At 64.1% G+C, this 18,468-nt stretch carries 22 protein-coding genes and 1 tRNA gene; 10 read left to right on the forward strand and 13 right to left on the reverse strand.

Going from position 1 to position 18,468, the window contains the following annotated elements:
- A complete protein-coding gene (gene rocF, locus BMW90_RS06020) occupies positions 1-927 on the reverse strand; it encodes an arginase (RefSeq protein ID WP_074835571.1) in 927 nt (308 codons plus the stop codon).
- 118 nt (positions 928-1,045) lie between these two features.
- Here rocF and BMW90_RS06025 point away from each other — a divergent pair, with 118 nt between their 5' ends.
- Entirely contained in the window at positions 1,046-1,471 is a 426-nt protein-coding gene (locus BMW90_RS06025; RefSeq protein ID WP_074835573.1) for an Lrp/AsnC family transcriptional regulator, read from the forward strand.
- 17 nt (positions 1,472-1,488) lie between these two features.
- Here BMW90_RS06025 and BMW90_RS06030 read toward each other — a convergent pair whose 3' ends face one another.
- Together BMW90_RS06030 and BMW90_RS06035 are read right to left on the reverse strand one after the other, a co-directional pair.
- Complete coding sequence (locus tag BMW90_RS06030; protein ID WP_048531529.1) at positions 1,489-1,956, reverse strand: disulfide bond formation protein B; 468 nt, start codon at positions 1,954-1,956, stop codon at positions 1,489-1,491.
- On the reverse strand, positions 1,956-2,534 hold the full coding sequence (locus BMW90_RS06035) for a YqaA family protein (protein WP_048531531.1): 579 nt from the start codon (positions 2,532-2,534) through the stop codon (positions 1,956-1,958). Before BMW90_RS06035 ends, BMW90_RS06030 begins: the two co-directional genes overlap by 1 nt.
- Before the next feature lie 101 nt (positions 2,535-2,635).
- Between BMW90_RS06035 and BMW90_RS06040 the strand changes: the two genes are divergently transcribed.
- A tRNA-Leu gene (locus BMW90_RS06040) sits at positions 2,636-2,721 on the forward strand.
- A 69-nt stretch (positions 2,722-2,790) separates the two neighbouring features.
- Here the strand turns inward: BMW90_RS06040 and BMW90_RS06045 are convergent.
- Together BMW90_RS06045 and BMW90_RS06050 are read right to left on the reverse strand one after the other, a co-directional pair.
- Positions 2,791-3,477 carry a sulfatase-like hydrolase/transferase gene (locus BMW90_RS06045; RefSeq protein WP_074835574.1) on the reverse strand — a complete coding sequence of 229 codons (687 nt, stop codon included), beginning with the start codon at positions 3,475-3,477 and terminating at the stop codon, positions 2,791-2,793.
- Between the two features lie 42 nt (positions 3,478-3,519).
- Entirely contained in the window at positions 3,520-3,996 is a 477-nt protein-coding gene (locus tag BMW90_RS06050; RefSeq protein ID WP_244526437.1) for a MarR family winged helix-turn-helix transcriptional regulator, read from the reverse strand.
- Between the two features lie 151 nt (positions 3,997-4,147).
- Between BMW90_RS06050 and BMW90_RS06055 the strand changes: the two genes are divergently transcribed.
- From BMW90_RS06055 to BMW90_RS06065, 3 genes are all read left to right on the forward strand, one after another.
- Entirely contained in the window at positions 4,148-5,098 is a 951-nt protein-coding gene (locus BMW90_RS06055; RefSeq protein WP_074835575.1) for an MBL fold metallo-hydrolase, read from the forward strand.
- An 83-nt stretch (positions 5,099-5,181) separates the two neighbouring features.
- On the forward strand, positions 5,182-6,801 hold the full coding sequence (locus tag BMW90_RS06060) for an FAD-dependent oxidoreductase (RefSeq protein ID WP_074835576.1): 1,620 nt from the start codon (positions 5,182-5,184) through the stop codon (positions 6,799-6,801).
- A 9-nt stretch (positions 6,802-6,810) separates the two neighbouring features.
- Positions 6,811-7,005, forward strand: coding sequence for a DUF2783 domain-containing protein (locus BMW90_RS06065; RefSeq protein ID WP_074835578.1), 195 nt, complete (start codon positions 6,811-6,813; stop codon positions 7,003-7,005).
- Between the two features lie 25 nt (positions 7,006-7,030).
- Here BMW90_RS06065 and BMW90_RS06070 read toward each other — a convergent pair whose 3' ends face one another.
- The 3 genes from BMW90_RS06070 to BMW90_RS06080 are packed head-to-tail and all read right to left on the reverse strand — an operon-like array spanning position 7,031 to position 8,343.
- Positions 7,031-7,408 carry a DUF1428 domain-containing protein gene (locus BMW90_RS06070; protein ID WP_048531613.1) on the reverse strand — a complete coding sequence of 126 codons (378 nt, stop codon included), beginning with the start codon at positions 7,406-7,408 and terminating at the stop codon, positions 7,031-7,033.
- Positions 7,409-7,432: 24 nt separating this feature from the next.
- On the reverse strand, positions 7,433-7,915 hold the full coding sequence (locus BMW90_RS06075) for a VOC family protein (RefSeq protein ID WP_074835579.1): 483 nt from the start codon (positions 7,913-7,915) through the stop codon (positions 7,433-7,435).
- Entirely contained in the window at positions 7,912-8,343 is a 432-nt protein-coding gene (locus tag BMW90_RS06080; protein ID WP_074835581.1) for a VOC family protein, read from the reverse strand. Before BMW90_RS06080 ends, BMW90_RS06075 begins: the two co-directional genes overlap by 4 nt.
- Before the next feature lie 553 nt (positions 8,344-8,896).
- Here BMW90_RS06080 and BMW90_RS06085 point away from each other — a divergent pair.
- Positions 8,897-9,475: a L,D-transpeptidase gene (locus BMW90_RS06085; RefSeq protein WP_048531618.1), complete on the forward strand. Its 579-nt coding sequence runs from the start codon at positions 8,897-8,899 to the stop codon at positions 9,473-9,475.
- A gap of 83 nt (positions 9,476-9,558) precedes the next feature.
- On the opposite strand, the gene BMW90_RS06090 is transcribed toward BMW90_RS06085, so the two are convergent.
- The 4 genes from BMW90_RS06090 to BMW90_RS06105 all read right to left on the reverse strand — a co-directional run bounded on the left by BMW90_RS06090 (position 9,559) and on the right by BMW90_RS06105 (position 13,462).
- The gene (locus BMW90_RS06090; RefSeq protein ID WP_074835582.1) at positions 9,559-10,575 is read right to left on the reverse strand and encodes a 4-hydroxythreonine-4-phosphate dehydrogenase PdxA; all 1,017 of its coding nucleotides are present in this window, start codon (positions 10,573-10,575) and stop codon (positions 9,559-9,561) included.
- On the reverse strand, positions 10,572-11,852 hold the full coding sequence (locus BMW90_RS06095) for a TRAP transporter large permease (RefSeq protein ID WP_048531621.1): 1,281 nt from the start codon (positions 11,850-11,852) through the stop codon (positions 10,572-10,574). The genes BMW90_RS06090 and BMW90_RS06095 overlap by 4 nt, the downstream gene beginning before the upstream one ends.
- On the reverse strand, positions 11,849-12,412 hold the full coding sequence (locus BMW90_RS06100; protein WP_074835584.1) for a TRAP transporter small permease: 564 nt from the start codon (positions 12,410-12,412) through the stop codon (positions 11,849-11,851). The genes BMW90_RS06095 and BMW90_RS06100 overlap by 4 nt, the downstream gene beginning before the upstream one ends.
- 66 nt (positions 12,413-12,478) lie before the next feature.
- A complete protein-coding gene (locus tag BMW90_RS06105) occupies positions 12,479-13,462 on the reverse strand; it encodes a TRAP transporter substrate-binding protein (RefSeq protein ID WP_048531623.1) in 984 nt (327 codons plus the stop codon).
- A 155-nt stretch (positions 13,463-13,617) separates the two neighbouring features.
- Between BMW90_RS06105 and BMW90_RS06110 the strand changes: the two genes are divergently transcribed.
- The gene (locus BMW90_RS06110) at positions 13,618-14,271 is read left to right on the forward strand and encodes a GntR family transcriptional regulator (RefSeq protein ID WP_074835585.1); all 654 of its coding nucleotides are present in this window, start codon (positions 13,618-13,620) and stop codon (positions 14,269-14,271) included.
- Between the two features lie 60 nt (positions 14,272-14,331).
- On the forward strand, positions 14,332-15,276 hold the full coding sequence (locus BMW90_RS06115; protein ID WP_074835586.1) for a LysR family transcriptional regulator: 945 nt from the start codon (positions 14,332-14,334) through the stop codon (positions 15,274-15,276).
- Here the strand turns inward: BMW90_RS06115 and BMW90_RS06120 are convergent.
- Positions 15,267-15,752, reverse strand: a complete 486-nt coding sequence (locus tag BMW90_RS06120) for a RidA family protein (RefSeq protein ID WP_074835802.1) — start codon at positions 15,750-15,752, stop codon at positions 15,267-15,269. The genes BMW90_RS06115 and BMW90_RS06120 overlap by 10 nt on opposite strands.
- 282 nt (positions 15,753-16,034) lie before the next feature.
- Between BMW90_RS06120 and BMW90_RS06125 the strand changes: the two genes are divergently transcribed.
- Positions 16,035-17,477: an amidase gene (locus tag BMW90_RS06125; protein ID WP_074835588.1), complete on the forward strand. Its 1,443-nt coding sequence runs from the start codon at positions 16,035-16,037 to the stop codon at positions 17,475-17,477.
- Positions 17,464-18,450, forward strand: coding sequence for a TRAP transporter substrate-binding protein (locus BMW90_RS06130; protein ID WP_048531632.1), 987 nt, complete (start codon positions 17,464-17,466; stop codon positions 18,448-18,450). Before BMW90_RS06125 ends, BMW90_RS06130 begins: the two co-directional genes overlap by 14 nt.
- Positions 18,451-18,468 lie beyond the last annotated feature (18 nt).

The raw sequence follows: 18,468 nt of genomic DNA on the forward strand, positions 1-18,468 counted from the left end.
TCAGATATAGGACCGGGTCGGCCGGTCAAAGACGCGCCGGCCCAACGCCGAGGCGGCCAGGTCGACCATCGCCTGGGCGGTGCGGCCGCGTTCGTCGAGAAAGGGGTTGAGTTCGACCATGTCCATCGAGGTCATTCGGCCGCTGTCACAGATCAGTTCCATCGCCAGATGGCCTTCGCGGATCGTCGCGCCGCCGGGCACGGTGGTGCCCACCGCCGGCGCGATCGAGGGATCGAGGAAATCCACGTCGAGCGAGACATGCAGCGCGCCATCGGCCGCCTCGACCCGGCTCAGAAAGGCCGAAAGCGGCGTGGCGATGCCGGTCTCGTCGATCTCGCGCATGTCGTGGTAATGGATGCCGCTGTCTTGCAGCATCGCGCGCTCCGCCGGATCGACCGAGCGCAGCCCGATGATGCAGATGTTCTCTTCCGGCACCGGCGCGGTCACCTTGGGAAAGCCGGGAAAGCCCTTGCGGCCGGTGGCATAGGCCAGCGGCGTGCCATGGAGATTGCCCGAAGTGGTGGTCTCGGCAGTGTGGAAATCGCTGTGCGCATCGAGCCAGAGCACGAATTGCGGCCGGCCTTTCGAGGCGGCATGCGCCGCCACGCCCGGCACGGTGCCGAGCGAGATCGCGTGATCGCCGCCGAGAAAGATCGGCAGCCCGCGCGCCATCGCCTGTTCCGCCTCGCGGATCAGCCGATAGGTCCAGGCGATGGTTTCCTGCGGCCTGTGCAGCCGGCCGCTGGCATCGTCGGGGCTGTGGCTGGCCGGTGTCAGGTTGCCGTCGTCCACCACCTTGAGGCCCAGATCGCGCAGCGCCCGCGCCAGGCCGGCGGTACGATAGGCATCCGGCCCCATGAGACAGCCGTCGCGGCGTTTGCCGCTGTCCATTGGCGCGCCGATCAAAAGACAGGTTTTCGGTTTCATCCATCGCTCCCGGTGACTTGATCCACAGACACTATGACGGATAGAACGGACGGAGTGCAGCGCTCAAACTGCCCGGTTCGGGGGTTGATTTGACAGATCGACGGGAGAATTGACCGAAATGGATATAACCGATCAGCGGCTTATCGCGGCGTTGCGTCATGACGCCCGGGCCTCGCTCTCCGATCTGGCGGCGCGTCTCGGGCTGTCGCGTACCACCGTGCGCGCCCGGATCGAGCGGCTTCAGGCCCGCGGCGAGATCCTCGGCTTTACCGTGGTGCTCAAGGGGGATGCGGCGCGCGACCCGGTGCGCGGGCTGATGATGATCGGCATCGAGGGGCGCGGCACCGATCGTATCCTGCGCCAGCTTCAGGGGCTGACCGAGGTGCGGGCGTTGCATTCCACCAATGGCCGCTGGGACGTGATCGCCGAAATCGGCACCGAGACGCTCGAGGCCTTCGATGCGGTGCTGGCGCAGATTCGCCGGTTCGACGGCGTGGCCCGGTCAGAGACCAGCCTGCTGCTTTCGACGCGCAAATCCGGCTGAGGCGGCCGGTCCGATGGTCAGGCGGCGGCGCGCGCCGCCTTGAGCCAGACCAGAACCAGCAGCGCCGAGAACAAGGCGTTCCAATTGGCCATGGTCAGCCCGAACAGGAAAGGCGTGAAGCTATCGCAGAGCACCAGCGCCGGCGCCTCTGAACCGCCCGGCAGCAGATCGCCGCCGGTGAGGCTGCCAAGGTCTTCGCCGCTGCCGGTGCAGCTTGCCGGGCCTTGCCACCACTTGCGCTCGACGCCGCTGTGAAAGACGGCGATCCCGGCGGTGGTTGCCGCCGCCAGCGCCCCCAGAAGCGGCAGCAGGCGGCCGGGCAGGGCCAGCGCCAAGGCGCCGATCAGGACGGCGGCGGCATGCGGCCAGCGCTGCCAGAGGCACATGGCGCAGGGCGCCCAGCCCAGCGCCTGAAACAGGAAGGCCCCGGCCAGAAGCAGGAACGAGCCGCCGGCGGCGAGCAGAACAAGCGAAGTGCGGGTCATCAGAGATACCTCACTAGGACGAAGCCACCGATCAGGGTGACCATGAAGGCGCTGAGCGCGAGACCCAGCCGCCGTTCGATGAAATCGCGGATCGGAGCGCCGCAGAAATAGAGCAGCCCGGCGACCAGGAAGAAGCGGATGCCGCGGGCGATGACCGAAGTGACGAGGAAGGTCATCAGGGGCATGCCGGTCCAGCCCGACATGATGGTGATGACCTTGTAGGGAAACGGCGTGATCCCGGCAATCAGCACCGCCCAGAAGCCGAAATCGTTGAACCGGGTGTTGAAGGCCGCCATGGCGTCGCCCTTGCCCAGCGCCTCGAGGATCGGCTGGCCCAGCGCCTCGTAGAAAAAGGCGCCGATGGCATAGCCCAGAAGCCCGCCCAGCACCGAAGACACCAGCGCCACCAACGCGATCAGCCAGGCCCGCGACGGCCGTGCGATGATCATCGGAATCATCAGCACATCCGGCGGTATCGGAAAGACCGAACTTTCCACAAAGGACACGACGGCGAGCACCCAGAGGGCATTCGGATGTTCGGCCATGGCCAGGGTGCGGGTATAAAGCCTGTGCAGCATGCCAGCCTCAGAGCATGCGGCGCGGGCCGGGTCAAGAGCCCACAAAACCGCGATTTCCCCTCTGGACGCCCGCCGCGCGGGGCGATATGCGAGGGGAGCGTGCCCAAGTGGCGGAATGGTAGACGCAGGGGATTCAAAATCCCCCGGCTTAGCGGCCTTGTCGGTTCGAGTCCGACCTTGGGTACCATCTCATTCCAGTCAATCCGGTGCCGCGGCCGCGAATGCCGCGCGTTTTGCGGCTATTCGCTCCGGCAGATCAGGATGTCATCCGGGGGGGGCGGTCCCGGCTTCGGGATCCAGCACCGCGCGCAACTCTTTCTGGTTGCGGTATCCGATCAGGATACCGGCCTTGGCCTCGCCAAGGCTGGCGTTGCGAATTGCGCCGGGACCGGTCGAAGAACATGCTTTCGAGCCGCACCAGCACCTGCGCATGGGCCGGATCGCCGCTCAGAGCGGCAAGCTCGTCGGGATCGGTCTCGAGATCGAGAAGCATCGGCCGGACGCCTTCGGCAAAGATGTATTTCCACCGGCTGTCAAAGATCATCGTCAGCCGGGCGTGTTCGGCTGCAAGGCGTGGCCTTCGAGGATATGCGGCACCGCGGCGCCGCCAAAAAAATCTATCGGCCTCGGGGCTGGGGGCCACGATGATCAGCGGCCCCCGCGCCGAGGCGGCGTGAACCAGCTCTTTCTCGCCCAGCGAGTGATCGCCGAGATAATTGCCATGGTCCGAGGTGAAGATGATCATCGTGTCATCGGCGATGCCCTGATCCTCGACAAAGGCCATCAGCCGGCCGATCTGGTCGTCGCGCTGCTTGATGAGGCTTATACAGGCGGTCAGCACCCGGGTCCGGGCGGTGTCGTCGCAGTACGCCTGCGACATCCGTTCCTGCATGAAGGCGCCATCGACCGGATGCGGATCGGCCTTTTCCGCGGCGCGCACCATCGGCGCGTCATATGTGGAACAGGGCTGACCGGGCGCAGCCGGTCAGTCGGGCGTGTCCAGTTGCGACCGCATCGGCGCCAGCGGGTCGTCGTCCAGAACGGCGTGCAGCTTTTCGGCGATCTCGATGCACATGGCATGCTCTTCCGCGCTCAGCGCCTGAACCAGCCGGTCTTCGAACTCCAGCGCGGCCGGCAGGATTTCCCCCAGCACGGTCTGGCCTTTCTCGGTCAGCGAGATCTCGACCAGGCGACTGTCCTGCTTACCGGTGACCTTGCGCACCATCCCTGCGGCCTGAAGTTTCGCCACGGTGCGGCTAACCCTGGGTTTCTCGAGATTGGCATAGCTGTGGATCTCGCGGACCGAGGCCTGCTTGCTGCGCGCCAGATGCACAAGCACGCGCCATTCCGGCACCGAAATGCCGTGCGATCGACCATATTCCAACGCCAGACGCCGGCTGATCCGCTCGGACAGGATGGCGAGGCGGTAGGGAAGAAAGGTCGAAAGGTCAAAAGACTCCATGGGCATGGTCCAGCTTCAGGGTTGTTTCATGTGCAATGATATTGACATTCGTTTCGATTGCAACGATAAAGAATTTGTTTCGACTGCAACGATTCATCCGGGGCATTGTTCCGGCACGACATCGGCAGACCAGAGGTTCAAGGAGAGAGACATGGCCAAGGCATTCGCGTCCCAGGGCGACACCAGCGAAAAGGAGATTTCCTTTACCGAGATCGGCGAGGGGCTCTTTGCCTTTACCGCCGAGGGCGATCCGAACTCGGGTGTGATCATCGGCGACGACAGCGTGATGATCGTCGAGGCCCAGGCCACGCCGCGGCTGGCCAACAAGGTGATTGATTGCGTGCGCTCGGTCACCGACAAGCCGATCACCCATGTGGTGATGACGCATTATCACGCGGTTCGGGTGCTTGGCGCCTCGGCTTTCGATGCGCAGCAGGTCATCATGTCCGACAAGGCCCGCGCCATGGTGGTGGAACGCGGGCAAGAGGACTGGGACAGCGAATTCCAGCGCTTCCCGCGCCTGTTCGAGGGACATGAGAGCATTCCCGGCCTGACCTGGCCCACCACCACCTTCAACGACCAGATGACCGTCTACCTCGGCAACCGCAAGGTCGAGATCAAGCAGATCGGCCGCGCCCATACCGCCGGCGACAGCGTGATCTGGGTGCCGGACGCGCAATGCATGTTCACCGGCGACATCGTCGAGGACCACTCGGCCTGCTATTGCGGTGACGGCCATTTCGAGGATTGGGGCGGCACGCTGGACGCGGTCAAGGCCTATGATCCGCAAAGCATCGCCCCGGGCCGTGGCGGTGCGCTGATCGGGCGCGAGGCGGTGGATTCCGCCATCGCCTCGACCCGCGATTTCGTCGAGTCCACCTATCTGCCGGCCAAACAGGTCGCGGCCCGGGGCGGTAGCCTCAAGGATGCCTGGGATGCGGTGCGCGAGGCCTGCGACCCGAAGTTCAAGGACTATGCGATCTATGAGCATTGCCTGCCGTTCAACGTCTCGCGCGCCTATGACGAGGCCCGCGGAATCGACACGCCGCGGATCTGGACCGCCGAGCGCGACGTCGCGATGTGGGAAGCGCTGCAAGACTGACCGGCGGCGCGGTGCCGCCCGGCAATGCCCGACAGACCGGCGGGCGGCACCGCAAGACACCTCTTGCGGAGGAGACGAGAGACATGTTCGACGACAGATACACCGTGGCCCACAAGATCTATCCCTATGAACGATCGCCCGATCAGGACAAGGCAAGCGCGGTGCGCCACCCGGTGGTGATCGTGGGCGGCGGCCCGGTGGGCATCGCCACGGCGCTCGACCTCGGCCAGCAGGGCGTGCCGGTGCTGGTGCTCGACGATCACGAAGGCATCGGCCAGGGCAGCCGCGCCATCTGTTTTTCCAAGCGCAGCCTGGAAATTGCCGATCGCTATGGCTGTGCCGGGCCGATGATCGACAAGGGGGTGGTCTGGAACCTCGGCAAGGTCTTTCACCGCGATGAGAAGGTGTTCGAATTCAATCTCTTGCCCGAGGAAGGCCACAAGTATCCGGCCTTCATCAACCTTCAGCAGCCCTATTTCGAGCGGTTCATGGTCGACCGGTTGCGGCAATTGCAGGCCGCGGGTGCGCCGATCCAGCTGCGTGGCAAGAACCGGGTCGACGGGATCGAGGTGCATGACGATCATGTGGTGCTGGAGGTGATGACGCCGGACGGCCCCTACAGCCTCGAAGCCGATTGGCTGGTGGCCTGCGATGGCGCCAATTCGCCACTGCGCACCCGGCTGGGCTATGAGTTCACCGGTAAGGTCTTTCAGGACAGCTTCCTGATCGCCGACATCCGCATGACCGGCGACACCGAGTTTCCGACCGAACGCTGGTTCTGGTTCGAGCCGTCGCACGGGCAGGGCGCCTCGACCCTGCTGCACAAGCAGCCCGACGGTGTCTGGCGCGTCGATTTCCAGATCGGCTGGGACATCGACCGCAAGGAAGAGATGAAGGAGGACAACATCCGCCGCCGTCTCGATGCCTTTCTCGGCCCGGTCCGCTACGAGATCGTCTGGTCTTCGATCTACACCTTTCAGAGCAAGCGGATGGCGCGTTTTCGCCACGGGCCGGTGATCTTTGCCGGCGATGCGGCGCATCAGGTCTCGCCCTTTGGCGCGCGGGGCGCGAATTCGGGCATGCAGGACGCCGACAATCTCGGCTGGAAGCTGGGGCTGGTGGTGCAGGGCAAGGCGCCGGCCAAACTGCTCGACAGCTATTCGGATGAACGGGTGCACGGGGCCGACGAAAACATCCTGAATTCCACCCGCTCGACCGATTTCATCACCCCGAAATCCGAGATCAGCAAGATATTCCGCGATGCGGTGCTGGGGCTTGCGCGGACGGTGGCATTTGCCCGGCCGCTGGTGAATTCCGGTCGCCTGTCAGTGCCCTGCGTCTATGACGGGCTGTCACTGAACGGCCCCGACGCCCTGACCGGCGGCCCCGCGCGCACCCGCGTCGGCGCGCCGATGGTCGATGCGCCGGCGGGCGATGACTGGCTGCTGGGGCTGCTGGGGGGCGACTTCCGGCTAATGACCATCGATGCCGAGGCGCCGGAGCGCCTGGAGGTTGACAGGATTACCGTGACCCGCGTGGCGCTCTCGGCCAAGGGCAACCCCGATCTGGCGGCGCGCTATCTGGGCGATGCCACGTCGGCGGTCTACCTGATGCGGCCCGATCAACATGTCGCCGCGCGCTGGCCAGGGTTCGATGCGGCCGAGGTGACGCGCGCCCTGAAGATCGCAACCAGACGCGCCTGAGGAGAGACGATGATGACCCCCCTGAACACCGAGCCCAACATTGCCAACCCGGATGACTTCTATGCCAGGCTTCTGGCCGCGCATGAGGGTCGGAGCAAAGCGGAAAGCGACGCGCTGAACGCCCGGTTGGTGCTGATCCTGTGCAACCATATCGGCGATACGGACGTGCTGGGCCAGGCAATCGATCTGGCCGCCGAGGGCTGATCGGCCCCCGGCGCGCGCCGGCGGTTCAGAGCGTGACCACCGGGGCAAACCCGCCATAGATCAACCGCGTGCCGTCGAAGGGCATCGGGTTCTTTTCCGGGTCCATACGCGGATCGGCGGTGTCGGGATTCTCCATCCACTCGGTCATGGTCTTCATCGCCCGGTCGCGGGTCGGCTTGTCGGGCCATTCGATCCAGGAAAAGACCACGGTTTCCTCCGGCTCGGCCTTCACCGCCCCGCGGAAATCGGTGACCTTGCCCTCCGGCACGTCATCACCCCAGCATTCGACCACGCGGATTGCGCCCAGATCGATGAACACGCTGTCGGCGTGTTGCGCATGGTCGATGAACTTCTGCTTGTTGGCGGTGGGCACCGCGATCACGAATCCGTCGATATAACTCATTTTCTCTCTCCTCATTAAAGCTGGTCACTCACCCTCGGCCGCGGCTTCGAGGGCCGCGATATCGATCTTGCGCATGGTCATCATTGCCTCGAAGGCGCGGGCGGCCTTGTCGCTGTCGGCGCTGGTGGTCAGCTCGAGCAGCACCCTGGGGGTGATCTGCCAGGAAAATCCCCAGCGGTCCTTGCACCAGCCGCAGGCGCTTTCCTGGCCACCATTGCCGACAATGGCGGCCCAGTACCGGTCGGTCTCCTCCTGGTCCTCGGTCACCACCATGAAGCTGACCGCCTCGTCGGGGGTGAAGTTCGGACCGCCGTTCAGCCCGACGAACTGCCGCCCCAGAACGGTGAATGTCACCGTCAGCTCGCTGCCCTTGGTGCCGCCGGGAAAATCGGCCGGCGCGGTGTTCACCCGGTCGACATTGCTGTCCGGGAAGGTCGCGGCATAGAAATCGGCGGCCTTGCCGGCCTCGCCATGGTCAAACCACAGGCAGGTGACGAGATCGGTCATGACGGCATCCCCTGGGCCTTGGCCCCTTCAAAGCTGAGCATCCAGGGCGTGCCGTATCTGTCGGTGAACATGGCAAACCGCTCGGCCCAGAAGGTCTCGGCCGGCTCCATCGCCACCGCGCGCGCGTCCTGCGCCAGGGCGGCATGGATACGGTCGAACTCCTCCCGCGAGCTTGTCGCGATGGAGATGCGAAAGCCGGCGGGGGTGTCGTAGAACTCGTCGGTGTTGTCCGACGCCATGACCACGGCTTGGCCCAATGCCATGCTCATATGCATGATCATGTCGTCGCCGCCGGGCATGCGGCTCTCGGGATCGGGGATGTCGGCATTGCGAAACACGGTCTTGATCTCGCCGCCCAGCACGTCGGCATAATGGGTCATCGCCTGAAGGCAATCGCCCTTGAAGAAAAGATAGATCGTCGGGTCCATCAGAAGGTCTCCTTTCGCGGGTCAGTCGGTTTCCGGGGCAGTCGTCGATTGTTGTGCCGTGCCGCCGGTCCCACCGGTGCCGGCAATGATCAGGCCGACGCGCGGTGCTGCATCCGGGCACGGGCAAACCCGGGGACGGCCGGCGCCTCCGGGGCGGGCGGTCTGGCCATGGCTGCCGAGACTACAGCAACCGGCCGCCCGGCCTGTCAAGCGCGGGGCGATGGTTGGGCCGGTTGTCGCCTGATCGCTTTGGCCAATGCCGGTCCGGCAGGGGCAGGCGCCCCGGTCCTTTGTCGCCGAAGCCTCGGGTGCGCGCCATCTGTGGCAGATATGCCTCGGCTATGTATCATGTCGTCACGGCCCGCCGTCCCAGTCATCCGGCGGCAAACGACGCCGCGGCCCAGCCCGTGCGGGCTCTTGTTGCCGCGTGTCGGAATGCAGGACGTGTCAAGTATACAATACGTTACATTCCTCGCGCGGTTGTAACCTTGCCCCCCGGCGTATCGGGGGTATCTAGAGGCTCAAGAATGGCAATCTGGCAAGGAGCAGAATGATGTCCTCAAACGGCTCGAACACCTGGAACCGGCGCGGGGTAATCGCCGGCGCGGCGGCGCTGATCGCGGCGCCTGCGGTGCTGCGCGCGCAGGCGGCGGGGCAGGCGGATGGCGTGCGCCGCAATATCTCGTCGTTCCAGACCCATGACTGGCGCGATCATTTCGACCGGCTGGGCAAGGGCATCATTATCGCCGACACCAATTCGCGGATGCTGCAACATTGGACGTCGGACGGTGAGGTGCGGATTTATCCCACCTCGGTGCCGATCTCGGAAGAACTGACCAAGCGCGGCTATACCGAGGTGATCGAGAAAAAGGAAATGCCGGGCTGGGGCCCGACGCCCTCGATGCGCGAGCGCGACCCGACGCTGCCGGCCTATGTCAAGGGCGGCGATCCGCGCAACCCGCTGGGCACGCGGGCGCTGTACCTGTCCTGGACCTATTACCGCATCCACGGCACCCAGGATACGCGCAAGATCGGGCGGCGCTCCTCCAGCGGCTGCATCGGGCTCTACAATCCGCAGATCGAAGAGGTCTATGACCGGGCGCCGGTGGGCACGCAGGTCAAGCTGATCTGACGACCAGGGGCGCGCGACCGCCCTGAATCAAGAAACCATGGAAAAGGCCGGCCAGGATGTGCCGGCCTTTTCCGATTTGAAGGTCACGCCGCGGCGCGTGCGGCGCGGTGGTTGCGTGCCATGCGGGTGAGCAGGTTGAAGGCTTGCAGCGTCGCGCCGACATTGGCCTGCCGCTGGCCAGCGATGTCGAAGGCGGTGCCATGGGCCGGCGTGGCCACCGGGATCGGCAAGCCGCCCGCCACGGTCACGCCCCGATCGAACCCCATCAGCTTGATCGCGATCTGTCCCTGGTCGTGGTACATGGTGACCACGGCATCGACCTCGCCGCGTTGCGCCTTGAGGAATACCGTGTCCGAGGGCCAGGGGCCGGTGACATTTTTCTGCCGGGCCCGGGCGGCGTCGATCGCGGGTTGCAGGACGTCGATCTCCTCGCGACCGAATTTGCCATTGTCGCCGGCGTGGGGGTTGAGCGCGGCCACGGCGATATGCGGCCGGGTGTTGCCGGCGCGTTTCAGCGTGTCTTCGGCCAGGCCGATGGCCTTTTCCACCGCTTCGGTGGTGATCCGCTCGGCCACGTCGCGCAGGCCAATGTGGCTGGTGACGCGGGTGGTCATCAGATCCCCCAACACGTTGATTTCGCTGTGATATCCGTCAAACCCGATGTAGCGCGCCATGTAGCGGTGCTCATCCTCGGCGTCGAGGCCGGCGCTGGTCAGCGCCGCCTTGTTGAAGGGGCCGAAAAGCACGCCGTCGACCTTGTTTGCCAGCGCCAGATCGAGCGCCTTGTCGAGACAGCGCAGGCTGCATCTTCCGCCCGCTTGCGTCACCTCGGCAATCCGCACCTCGTCGGGTGTGATGGTTTGCATCGGCAGCCAGGCCAGCCCCTCCTGCGAGCCGATCTCGGTCTCGCCGGTTTCGATCAGATCCAGCGGAAGCCCTGCCTGTTCGGCGCCTTGTTGCCAGACATGGGCATCGCCGATCAGCAGGATCTCGGCGGCCGTGCGCACGCCGTCCTCGTTCAGCAAGCGGGCGATCAGTTCCGGCCCGATGCCCGAGGGGTCGCCGGGAATGATGGCGATGCGTGGTTTCGGATCGGTCATTGAATGAACCCCGTAAGAGCGAGTGACACCTGCGGCACATAGGTGACCAGCAGAAGGATGAAGGCGAGCACGCCGATGAAGGGCAGATTGGTGCGCGAGGTTTCCCAGATGCCCGCCTTGGCGATCGAGCACGATGTGATCAGCACCGAGGCCACGGGCGGCGTCTGTTGTCCGATGGCGAGGTTGAGCGTCACCATGATGCCGAAGTGGATCGGATCGATGCCCACTGCATTGACCAGCGGCATGACCACCGGCACCACCAGGATGATTGCCGCGGCTCCGTGCAGAAACATGCCCAGCACCAGCAGCAGCAGGTTCAGAAGCGCCAGCACGATCAGCGGATTGGTGGTCAGTTCGGTGATCTGCTGCGCCAGTTGCTGCGGCACCTGCGCCTGGGTCAGAAACAGCCCCAGCGCGGCCGAGGTGGCGACCAGCAACATGACCACGCCGGTCTGGCTGACCCCTTCGAGCATCACCTTGCGCAGGCGCGACACATCCAGATCGCGGTAGATGAAGATGCCGATCACCAGCGCCGCCAACACCGCCAGCCCGGCGCCTTCGGTCGCCGTCACTAGGCCGGAAAAGATACCGCCCAGGATGATGACCGGCATCATCAGCGCCCAGAGCGCCTCTTTGAACGAGCGCCAGACGTGGCCGAGGTCGAACCCTTCGGCGCGGGGCAGGTCGTAGCGCACGGCCATGATGTAGGTGACGGTCATCAACAACACGCCGCCCAGCACACCCGGCACGACACCGGCGATGAAGAGCTTGAGCACCGAGGTCTCGGCGATCGCGCCGTAGAGGATCATCGGGATCGACGGCGGGATGATGATCGCGAGCGAGGCCGAGGACGAGGTGATGGCCGCGGCCAGGGTGCGGGAATAGCCGCGTTTCTTCATCTCGGGGATCAGAACGGTGCCGGTGGCGGCCACATCGGCGACGGCCGAGCCCGAGATCTCGGCAAAGACCATCGAGACGCCGATGTTCACCATGCCCAGCCCGCCGCGGACAAAGCCGATCAGCGCGGTGACGAAGTTGATCAGGCGCACGGAAATGCCCGAGGTGTTCATCAGGTTGCCCGCGAGGATGAACAGCGGAATGGCGATCAGCGGAAACGACGTTGTGCCGGAGTAGAGCGCGATGGCCATGTCATACAGCGTGGCGCCGCCGGGGGTGAGCAGGAGGCCGCCCAGGGCGACAATGCCGATGGCAACGGCAATCGGCACGTTGATCAGGATCAGCCCGATCAGCGAAACCGTGGTGGCAAGAAGGATCATTTCGTCGTGTCCTTTCCGGACATTTTCTCGTTTTCGCGTTCGGCCTCGGCGATGGCCTGTTCAATCTCGGCGTGTTCGGCATCGATCCCCGAGGCGGCAAAGCGCAGCGCGCGCGGCATGGTCAGCAGGGTGCCGAGGATCATCAGCACAGCGGTGATCGGAATCACCGATTGCACGATGTCGAGCGTCATCCAGCGGATCGAGAGCAGCGAATCCCACTTCGCCACCGCCAGAACCGCATTGCCGTACCAGGCGACCACCGAGAAAAAGCCGATCACCAGCACCTCGGACAGCAGCGCCAGGGCTACGGCGGCCCGTTTCGGCAGCGCGGCGACAATGCCGCCAAAGCTCATGTGGTGGCGCAGGAACAGCGCATAGGTCGCGCCGAAATAGGTCAGCCAGGCCAGGAGAACGCTGGCGATCTCGTCATACCAGGACGGCGACGACCCGAGATACCGCATGGTGGTGGAATAGATCACCGCCACGGCCAGCGTGACGAGCAGGGCCAGGCAGATAGTTTCGATGATCCAGAGGATCACCTTTTCGAATTTCGCGACCATCGCGCAAATTCCCCTCAAGTCAAAAGCCGCCGGCCGGGGGAACCCGGCCGACGCTGTTGCGGTTGATCAGTTGGCCAGAGCCTGGGCGCTGTTCACCAGTTCGGCACCGCCCTCGACCTTGTTGGCAAAGGCCTCGTAGATCGGCGCCGAGGCCGCGATAAAGGCTTTCTTGTCCGCAACATTGACCTCCATGCCGGCTTCCTTGACCTTGTCGACCAGGGCATTGTCGGCGGCCTCACCCTGGGCCAGAGACCAGTCCTGCACTGTGGCGGCAACGCTGCTGACGGCGGATTTCACGTCGTCGGGCAGGGCGTTCCACGTTTGAAGCCCGGTGGTCAGATAGGTTGGCGAATAAACGTGGCCGGTCAGGCTCAGGTGTTTCTGCACCTCCTGGAAATTCGCCCCGGTGATGTTGGTCAGCGGGTTTTCCTGGCCGTCCATCGTGCCGGTCTGCAAGGCGACGAATACCTCGGAAAACGACATCGGCGTCGGGTTTGCACCCCATTCCTTGAACATGGCAACCCGCCATTCCGAGGACGGCGTGCGGATCTTCAGCCCGTCGAGATCGGCCGGCGTGTTGATCGGGCGCGAGTTGTTGGTGATCTGGCGGAAGCCGTTTTCCCAGGTCGACAGCACCTTGAGCCCGGCGTCTTCGGCCTTGGGCGCAAGCTGTTTCTGCACGATTTCGGCATCGATCGCCTTGAGATGCGTGCGGTCCTGCACCAGGAACGGCATGTCGAACAGGGCGAATTCCGGCGCGACGTTGGTCATGATCGAAGAGACCAGTGTGAACTGCACTGTGCCCAGCCGCAGCTTCTGCATCAGCTCCTTTTCATCGCCAAGCTGGCCGTCGGCATAGAATTCGACACTATGGGCATCCCCGAGCTCGGCCCGGAGGTCTTCGGCGAACTTGGCGGCGCTGCGCCCCTGAAGGCTGTTCGAGGCGGCACCCACCGCGACGATATAGGTCTCGGCGGCCACCGGGGCGCCGGCCAGCGCCGCAACACAGGCCATCAGGCTGGCAGTCATGCCGGTTCTGAGAATTTTCATTGATTGGTCTCCTCTCCCTTGCGGACAGCAAATCGCATATCCGTCCAATGTATTTTGTATACATGTCGCAAGTATGGACGAACAGGTTTTTTTTGGATAATATGAATCTGCCGCAAATTGCCGCGAATATTGCAGTTGAATCAAAGGACTAGTGGATGGGTTCCTCGCTTGCCATCACCAATCGCTCTCTCCATGACCAGGTCGTGAGCAAGGTGCGCGATCTGATTATTGAAGGAACATTGGAGCCGGGGAGCCGAATCGACGAGGCGCGTCTCATCGACGAGCTGGGGGTCTCTCGCACACCGTTCCGCGAGGCGTTGCGCACGCTTGCCGCCGAGGGGCTGGTGATCGTGCGGCCCTCGAAAGGCAGTATCGTGCGCAAGCTGACGCCGGATGACGTGTTTTCCATGCTCGAGGTGCTGGGCAATCTCGAAAAGCTGGCTGGCGAACTGGCCTGTGAACGGGCGAGCGATCCGGAAATCTCGGCCCTGATAGAACTTCATAACCGGATGATGGAATGTTACCGCACCGGCGAGCGGTTGCCCTATTACAAGCTGAACCAGGAATTTCACGCGCGGCTGGCGGAATTGTCGAAGAACGAAACGCTGGTGGAGATGCAGGCCAACATCCAGGCCCGGCTCAAGCGGATTCGTTACATCGGCAATCAGAAACCCGATTCCTGGTCCGGCGCGGTCGCCGATCACGAGGACATGGTGCGCGCGCTGAAGGACAGGGACGGGCCGCGCCTCGGCGAGTCCATGGCGAGCCACCTCAAAAAGACCTGGGATCGGGTCAAGGACAGCATCTAGCATGACGCCCGGGGCAAAGGCGGCACCGCGAAGGGTTGGAACAGGCAAGGCGATGCAGCGATGGTCAATCTGACGGCATGTCGGTATTTTCTCGAGGTCGTTCGGCTGGGGTCGATCCGGCTTGCGGCCGATCGGCTGCATGTTTCGCCGTCGGCGATCAGCCGGCAATTGGCCAAGCTCGAGCGCGAATTCGATGGCCAGCTGGTGGAGCGGCGCGCCAATGGGGTCGAGCTGACCGAGGCCGGCAAGGTCGCGGCCGAGCATTTCGCGGCAATCTTTGACCAGGTGGATCTGGTCAAGGGCGAAATCTCGGACCTGCTGAAGCTGAAGGCCGGCAGCGTCTCGATCGCCACCGTCGAGGGGATCTCCGATCCCTTCCTCTCGGAACAGATCCAGGCGTTTCGCCAGAAGTTTCCGGCAATCGATTTCCGGGTACGGATCCGCGGGCGCGAGCGGGTATTGGAGGCGCTGGAACAGCATCTTTGCCAGGTCGGCTTTGTCTACGACCATTTTACGCACCCGATGATCGAGATTGTCGGGCAGTGGCAGCAGCCGCTGCTGGCGCTGGCGCCGCCATTGCATCCGCTGGCCGACGGGCGGCGGCTGCACCTGGGCGATCTGGTCGAGGCGGCCTGCGTGCTGCCCGATGACAGTTTCGGCATTCATCACCTGATCAACCGCGCCTTTCGCAAGATCGCGGCGCGCCCGAAACCGATCATGGTGGCGGATCAGCTGCATTTCCTGATCCGGCACGCCGTCCGCACGACGTCGATTGTCTATGTGCCCTTGCAGGCCGCCCTGCGCGAGGTCGAGGCCGGCGAACTGGTGCCGCTGAACCTCGACTGCAAGGATTTCGACCACCGGTTCATCTATGCCATCGTGCGCCGCGACCAGCGCCGATCACCGGCCTGCGAGGCCTTTATCAATGCGCTGGTGTCCAATTTCCCGAAAAGCGAGAAACTGGACGCCAGGATATTGAAACGTCTGCGCGGGGCTCAGGCGTGAAGTTCGATCGTGATGTCGGCCTCGACCGGGGCGTTCAGGCCAAGCTCGTGCTGGGTCAGCGCAGCGCGGGCGTGTTTTCCGTTTTCCTCGCCCCATAGCGCGACAAAAAGGTCCGATGCGCCGTTCAGCACCCGATGCGGCTCGGTGAAGCCGGGGGCGCAGGAGATATAGCCGATCATCTTCACGATGCGCTTGACCCGGTCGAGATCGCCCAGAACCGCCTTCATCATCGCCAGGTGATTGATCGCCATCAGCCGGGCCGAGGCATATCCTTCCTCGATGGTCAGGTCAGAGCCGACCTTGCCCACATGGGGCAGCACGTCATTGTCGTTTTCATCCGGCTGGGTTCCCAGAGTGCCGGAGGTATAGAGGATATTTCCGACGACGACGCCGGGCAGGTAATTGCCAATCGGCTTGGGCCGGCGCGGCAGGATAATCCCCATTTCGTTCAGGCGGGCTTCGGTGGTGTGCGGCATCATGTGTCTCCAGTTTGAACGCTGCTGTCGCGTGCAAACTAGGCATTTTGAAAGCGTTGCGGCGTGCTGTGAGGTCAACGCTTTGTTGCCCTATCGGCAACGCATCGCCCGAATTTTCCGTGCTTTCGTTGTGAATAACGCAGCAAAAACAAATGGGTATGTGCACATCGTGATTTTCGTGGCCGGGCCATCCCCGGGGCCGGGTGCAAATCACGGCTATAGTGCGGATCGGATTAGCTCATATGGTCATCCCAGAATCGGAGGACGGAAGGAGCCACGCCGGTGAGCGCAAATTCACAGACAAGATCCCTGGCTGAAATCGCGGCCAAGCTGCGCGACGGCACGCTCAGATCGTCCGACCTCTTGCTGCAGGCGACGGCCCGGCATGACGCGACCGAGCCGCATCTCAATGCCTATCGCACCTGGTGCGGCGACCGGGCGCGCAAACAGGCCGGTGCGGTCGATACGCTGCTGGCCACCGGCATTGATCTCGGGCCCCTGATGGGGGTGCCGGTATCGGTCAAGGACCTGTTCGGCGTGCCGGGCCTGCCGACCTACGCGGGCACCGACGCGGCCTTTCCGGCGGATCGGGAAGTCTCGGGTCCGGTGGTCGGAGCGGTTCTGGCGCAATCGGGGATCGTCACCGGCAAGACGCATACGGTCGAATTTGCCTTTGGCGGCCTGGGCACGAACCCCCATGCCGGCACGCCGGTCAACCCCTGGTCGGCGCCCGATGCGCCGCGCGCGCCGGGCGGATCGAGCGCCGGGGCCGGCGTCTCGCTGGCACAGGGCTCGGCGCTCCTGGCCCTGGGCACGGATACCGCAGGGTCGGTCCGTATTCCGGCGGCGCTGACCGGTCAGACCGCCTTGAAGATCACCCATGGCCGCTGGTCGCTGGACGGGATCGTTCCGCTGTCTCCCTCGCTCGACACGCCGGGGCTTCTGGCGCGCAGCATTGCCGATCTCGCCTTTGCCTTTGCCGCGATCGATCCGCAGCGCCCGGAAGTTCCCGCCAATGGCGCGGTCACCGGGCTGCGCATCGGCGTCATCCAGAACACCGTCTGGGACGATATCGACCCCTCGATTGCCGAAAACACCCGGGCGGCGCTGCAAATGCTCGAAAAATCAGGCGCGTCCCTGACCCAGGTCACCTTGGCCTGCGTCGACGAGGTGCTGGCGATTTTCCGTGCCGGCGGGCTTGCCGCGCCGGAGCTGCGCGCCTTTCTCGACCGGAACTTTCCGGAGCGGATCGCGCGGCTCGACCCGACGGTCATGGCACGGGTCCAGGCGGCGGACGATGTCTCGGCGGCGGAGTACCTGCAACGCGCGGCCAGTCTGGCACACTGCGGCCGGAAAGCGGCAGAGGTCTTCGACATTGTGGATGTCCTTGTGTCGCCCACGGTGCCGATCACCGCGCCCAGGCTGGCCGATCTGGCGGATGGGGAAACCTATCGCCGGGCCAACATGATGGCGCTGCGCAATACTGCGCTGGTCAATCTCTTTGGCTGGTGCGCCGTGACCTTGCCGACCGGGCTCGACGCGCATGGCATCCCCTCGGGATTGCAGATCATTGCGCCGCCGATGCAGGAGGCCCGGCTGCTGGCCGCGGCCGTCGCGGTCGAGCGCGTCATCGGTTCGGGCCCCGAGATGCTGGGGGCCGCGCCGCTTTCGAATACCACCAATAACCCACCACTCACCAACAGGAGACCCCATGAAACTGTTTAGCAAAGCCATCGTTCTGGCGCTGGGCACCGCGCTTGCCGGCGCCGCCCATGCGGCGGAATACACCTTCACCTTTGCGCATGTCCTGACCGAGGACACGCCGAACGCCCGTGCCGCCGTTGTCTTCAAGGACGAGGTCGAAAAGAACTCGGACGGCCGGATCGCCATCAACATCCGCCCCGCCGCGCAGCTGGGGGGTGACGTCGAGATCATCGAGCAGACCCAGATGGGCCTTGTCCATATCGCCATCCCGCCGACCGGCAACCTCGCCAACTTCAACGAACAGATGTACCTCTTCGATCTGCCGTTCCTGCTGAGCGACGACGCGGCGATGAAGCGGGTTCTGGACGGCGAGGTCGGCACCGAGCTGCTGGGCACGCTGGGCAAGAACAATCTGCACGGCATCGCCATGTGGGGCGCGGGCTTCCGCAACATGACGAACAACATCCGCCCGATTTCCAGCCCCGACGATCTTTCGGGGATCAAGATGCGCACGCTTCAGGCGCCGACCATCCTGGCCACCTATCGCGCCTATGGCGCCAATCCGACGGCCATGGCCTATGTCGAGGTCTACAACGGGCTGCAACAGGGCGTGGTCGAAGGGCAGGAAAACCCGCTGGCCAATATCGCGTCGATGAAATTCTACGAGGTTCAGGACTACATGACCCTGACCCGGCACGCCTATCACACCTATGCGGCGGTGATGAACAAGCAGGCCTGGGACAGCCTGCCCGAAGACCTTCAGACCGTGATCAGCGATGCGATGATCGTCGGCCGTGATGCCGCCCGCATCTTCACCGATGAGGACGAGGCCAAGATCATCGACATGATCAAGGACCAGATCGAGATCCAGGAGCTTTCGCCCGAAGGCAAGGCCGCCTTTGTCGAAGCCTCGCAGCCGATCTATGACGAGTTCCGTGACAAGGTGACGCCCGCCCTGATGGACAAGGCGATCGCCACCGCCAAAGGCGAATAAGCAAAGCGAGGGGTGCGG

Origin of the sequence: Marinovum algicola, assembly GCF_900109145.1 — a bacterium.
Classification (GTDB): domain Bacteria; phylum Pseudomonadota; class Alphaproteobacteria; order Rhodobacterales; family Rhodobacteraceae; genus Marinovum; species Marinovum algicola.

Bases quoted from the DNA above. Each gene is read 5' to 3' on its own strand.
- rocF (WP_074835571.1), bottom strand. From the start codon at position 927: ATGAAACCGAAAACCTGTCTTTTGATCGGCGCGCCAATGGACAGCGGC.
- BMW90_RS06025 (WP_074835573.1), top strand. From the start codon at position 1,046: ATGGATATAACCGATCAGCGGCTTATCGCGGCGTTGCGTCATGACGCC.
- BMW90_RS06030 (WP_048531529.1), bottom strand. From the start codon at position 1,956: ATGACCCGCACTTCGCTTGTTCTGCTCGCCGCCGGCGGCTCGTTCCTG.
- BMW90_RS06035 (WP_048531531.1), bottom strand. From the start codon at position 2,534: ATGCTGCACAGGCTTTATACCCGCACCCTGGCCATGGCCGAACATCCG.
- BMW90_RS06045 (WP_074835574.1), bottom strand. From the start codon at position 3,477: ATGGTGCGCGCCGCGGAAAAGGCCGATCCGCATCCGGTCGATGGCGCC.
- BMW90_RS06050 (WP_244526437.1), bottom strand. From the start codon at position 3,996: ATGGAGTCTTTTGACCTTTCGACCTTTCTTCCCTACCGCCTCGCCATC.
- BMW90_RS06055 (WP_074835575.1), top strand. From the start codon at position 4,148: ATGGCCAAGGCATTCGCGTCCCAGGGCGACACCAGCGAAAAGGAGATT.
- BMW90_RS06060 (WP_074835576.1), top strand. From the start codon at position 5,182: ATGTTCGACGACAGATACACCGTGGCCCACAAGATCTATCCCTATGAA.
- BMW90_RS06065 (WP_074835578.1), top strand. From the start codon at position 6,811: ATGATGACCCCCCTGAACACCGAGCCCAACATTGCCAACCCGGATGAC.
- BMW90_RS06070 (WP_048531613.1), bottom strand. From the start codon at position 7,408: ATGAGTTATATCGACGGATTCGTGATCGCGGTGCCCACCGCCAACAAG.
- BMW90_RS06075 (WP_074835579.1), bottom strand. From the start codon at position 7,915: ATGACCGATCTCGTCACCTGCCTGTGGTTTGACCATGGCGAGGCCGGC.
- BMW90_RS06080 (WP_074835581.1), bottom strand. From the start codon at position 8,343: ATGGACCCGACGATCTATCTTTTCTTCAAGGGCGATTGCCTTCAGGCG.
- BMW90_RS06085 (WP_048531618.1), top strand. From the start codon at position 8,897: ATGTCCTCAAACGGCTCGAACACCTGGAACCGGCGCGGGGTAATCGCC.
- BMW90_RS06090 (WP_074835582.1), bottom strand. From the start codon at position 10,575: ATGACCGATCCGAAACCACGCATCGCCATCATTCCCGGCGACCCCTCG.
- BMW90_RS06095 (WP_048531621.1), bottom strand. From the start codon at position 11,852: ATGATCCTTCTTGCCACCACGGTTTCGCTGATCGGGCTGATCCTGATC.
- BMW90_RS06100 (WP_074835584.1), bottom strand. From the start codon at position 12,412: ATGGTCGCGAAATTCGAAAAGGTGATCCTCTGGATCATCGAAACTATC.
- BMW90_RS06105 (WP_048531623.1), bottom strand. From the start codon at position 13,462: ATGAAAATTCTCAGAACCGGCATGACTGCCAGCCTGATGGCCTGTGTT.
- BMW90_RS06110 (WP_074835585.1), top strand. From the start codon at position 13,618: ATGGGTTCCTCGCTTGCCATCACCAATCGCTCTCTCCATGACCAGGTC.
- BMW90_RS06115 (WP_074835586.1), top strand. From the start codon at position 14,332: ATGGTCAATCTGACGGCATGTCGGTATTTTCTCGAGGTCGTTCGGCTG.
- BMW90_RS06120 (WP_074835802.1), bottom strand. From the start codon at position 15,752: ATGCCGCACACCACCGAAGCCCGCCTGAACGAAATGGGGATTATCCTG.
- BMW90_RS06130 (WP_048531632.1), top strand. From the start codon at position 17,464: ATGAAACTGTTTAGCAAAGCCATCGTTCTGGCGCTGGGCACCGCGCTT.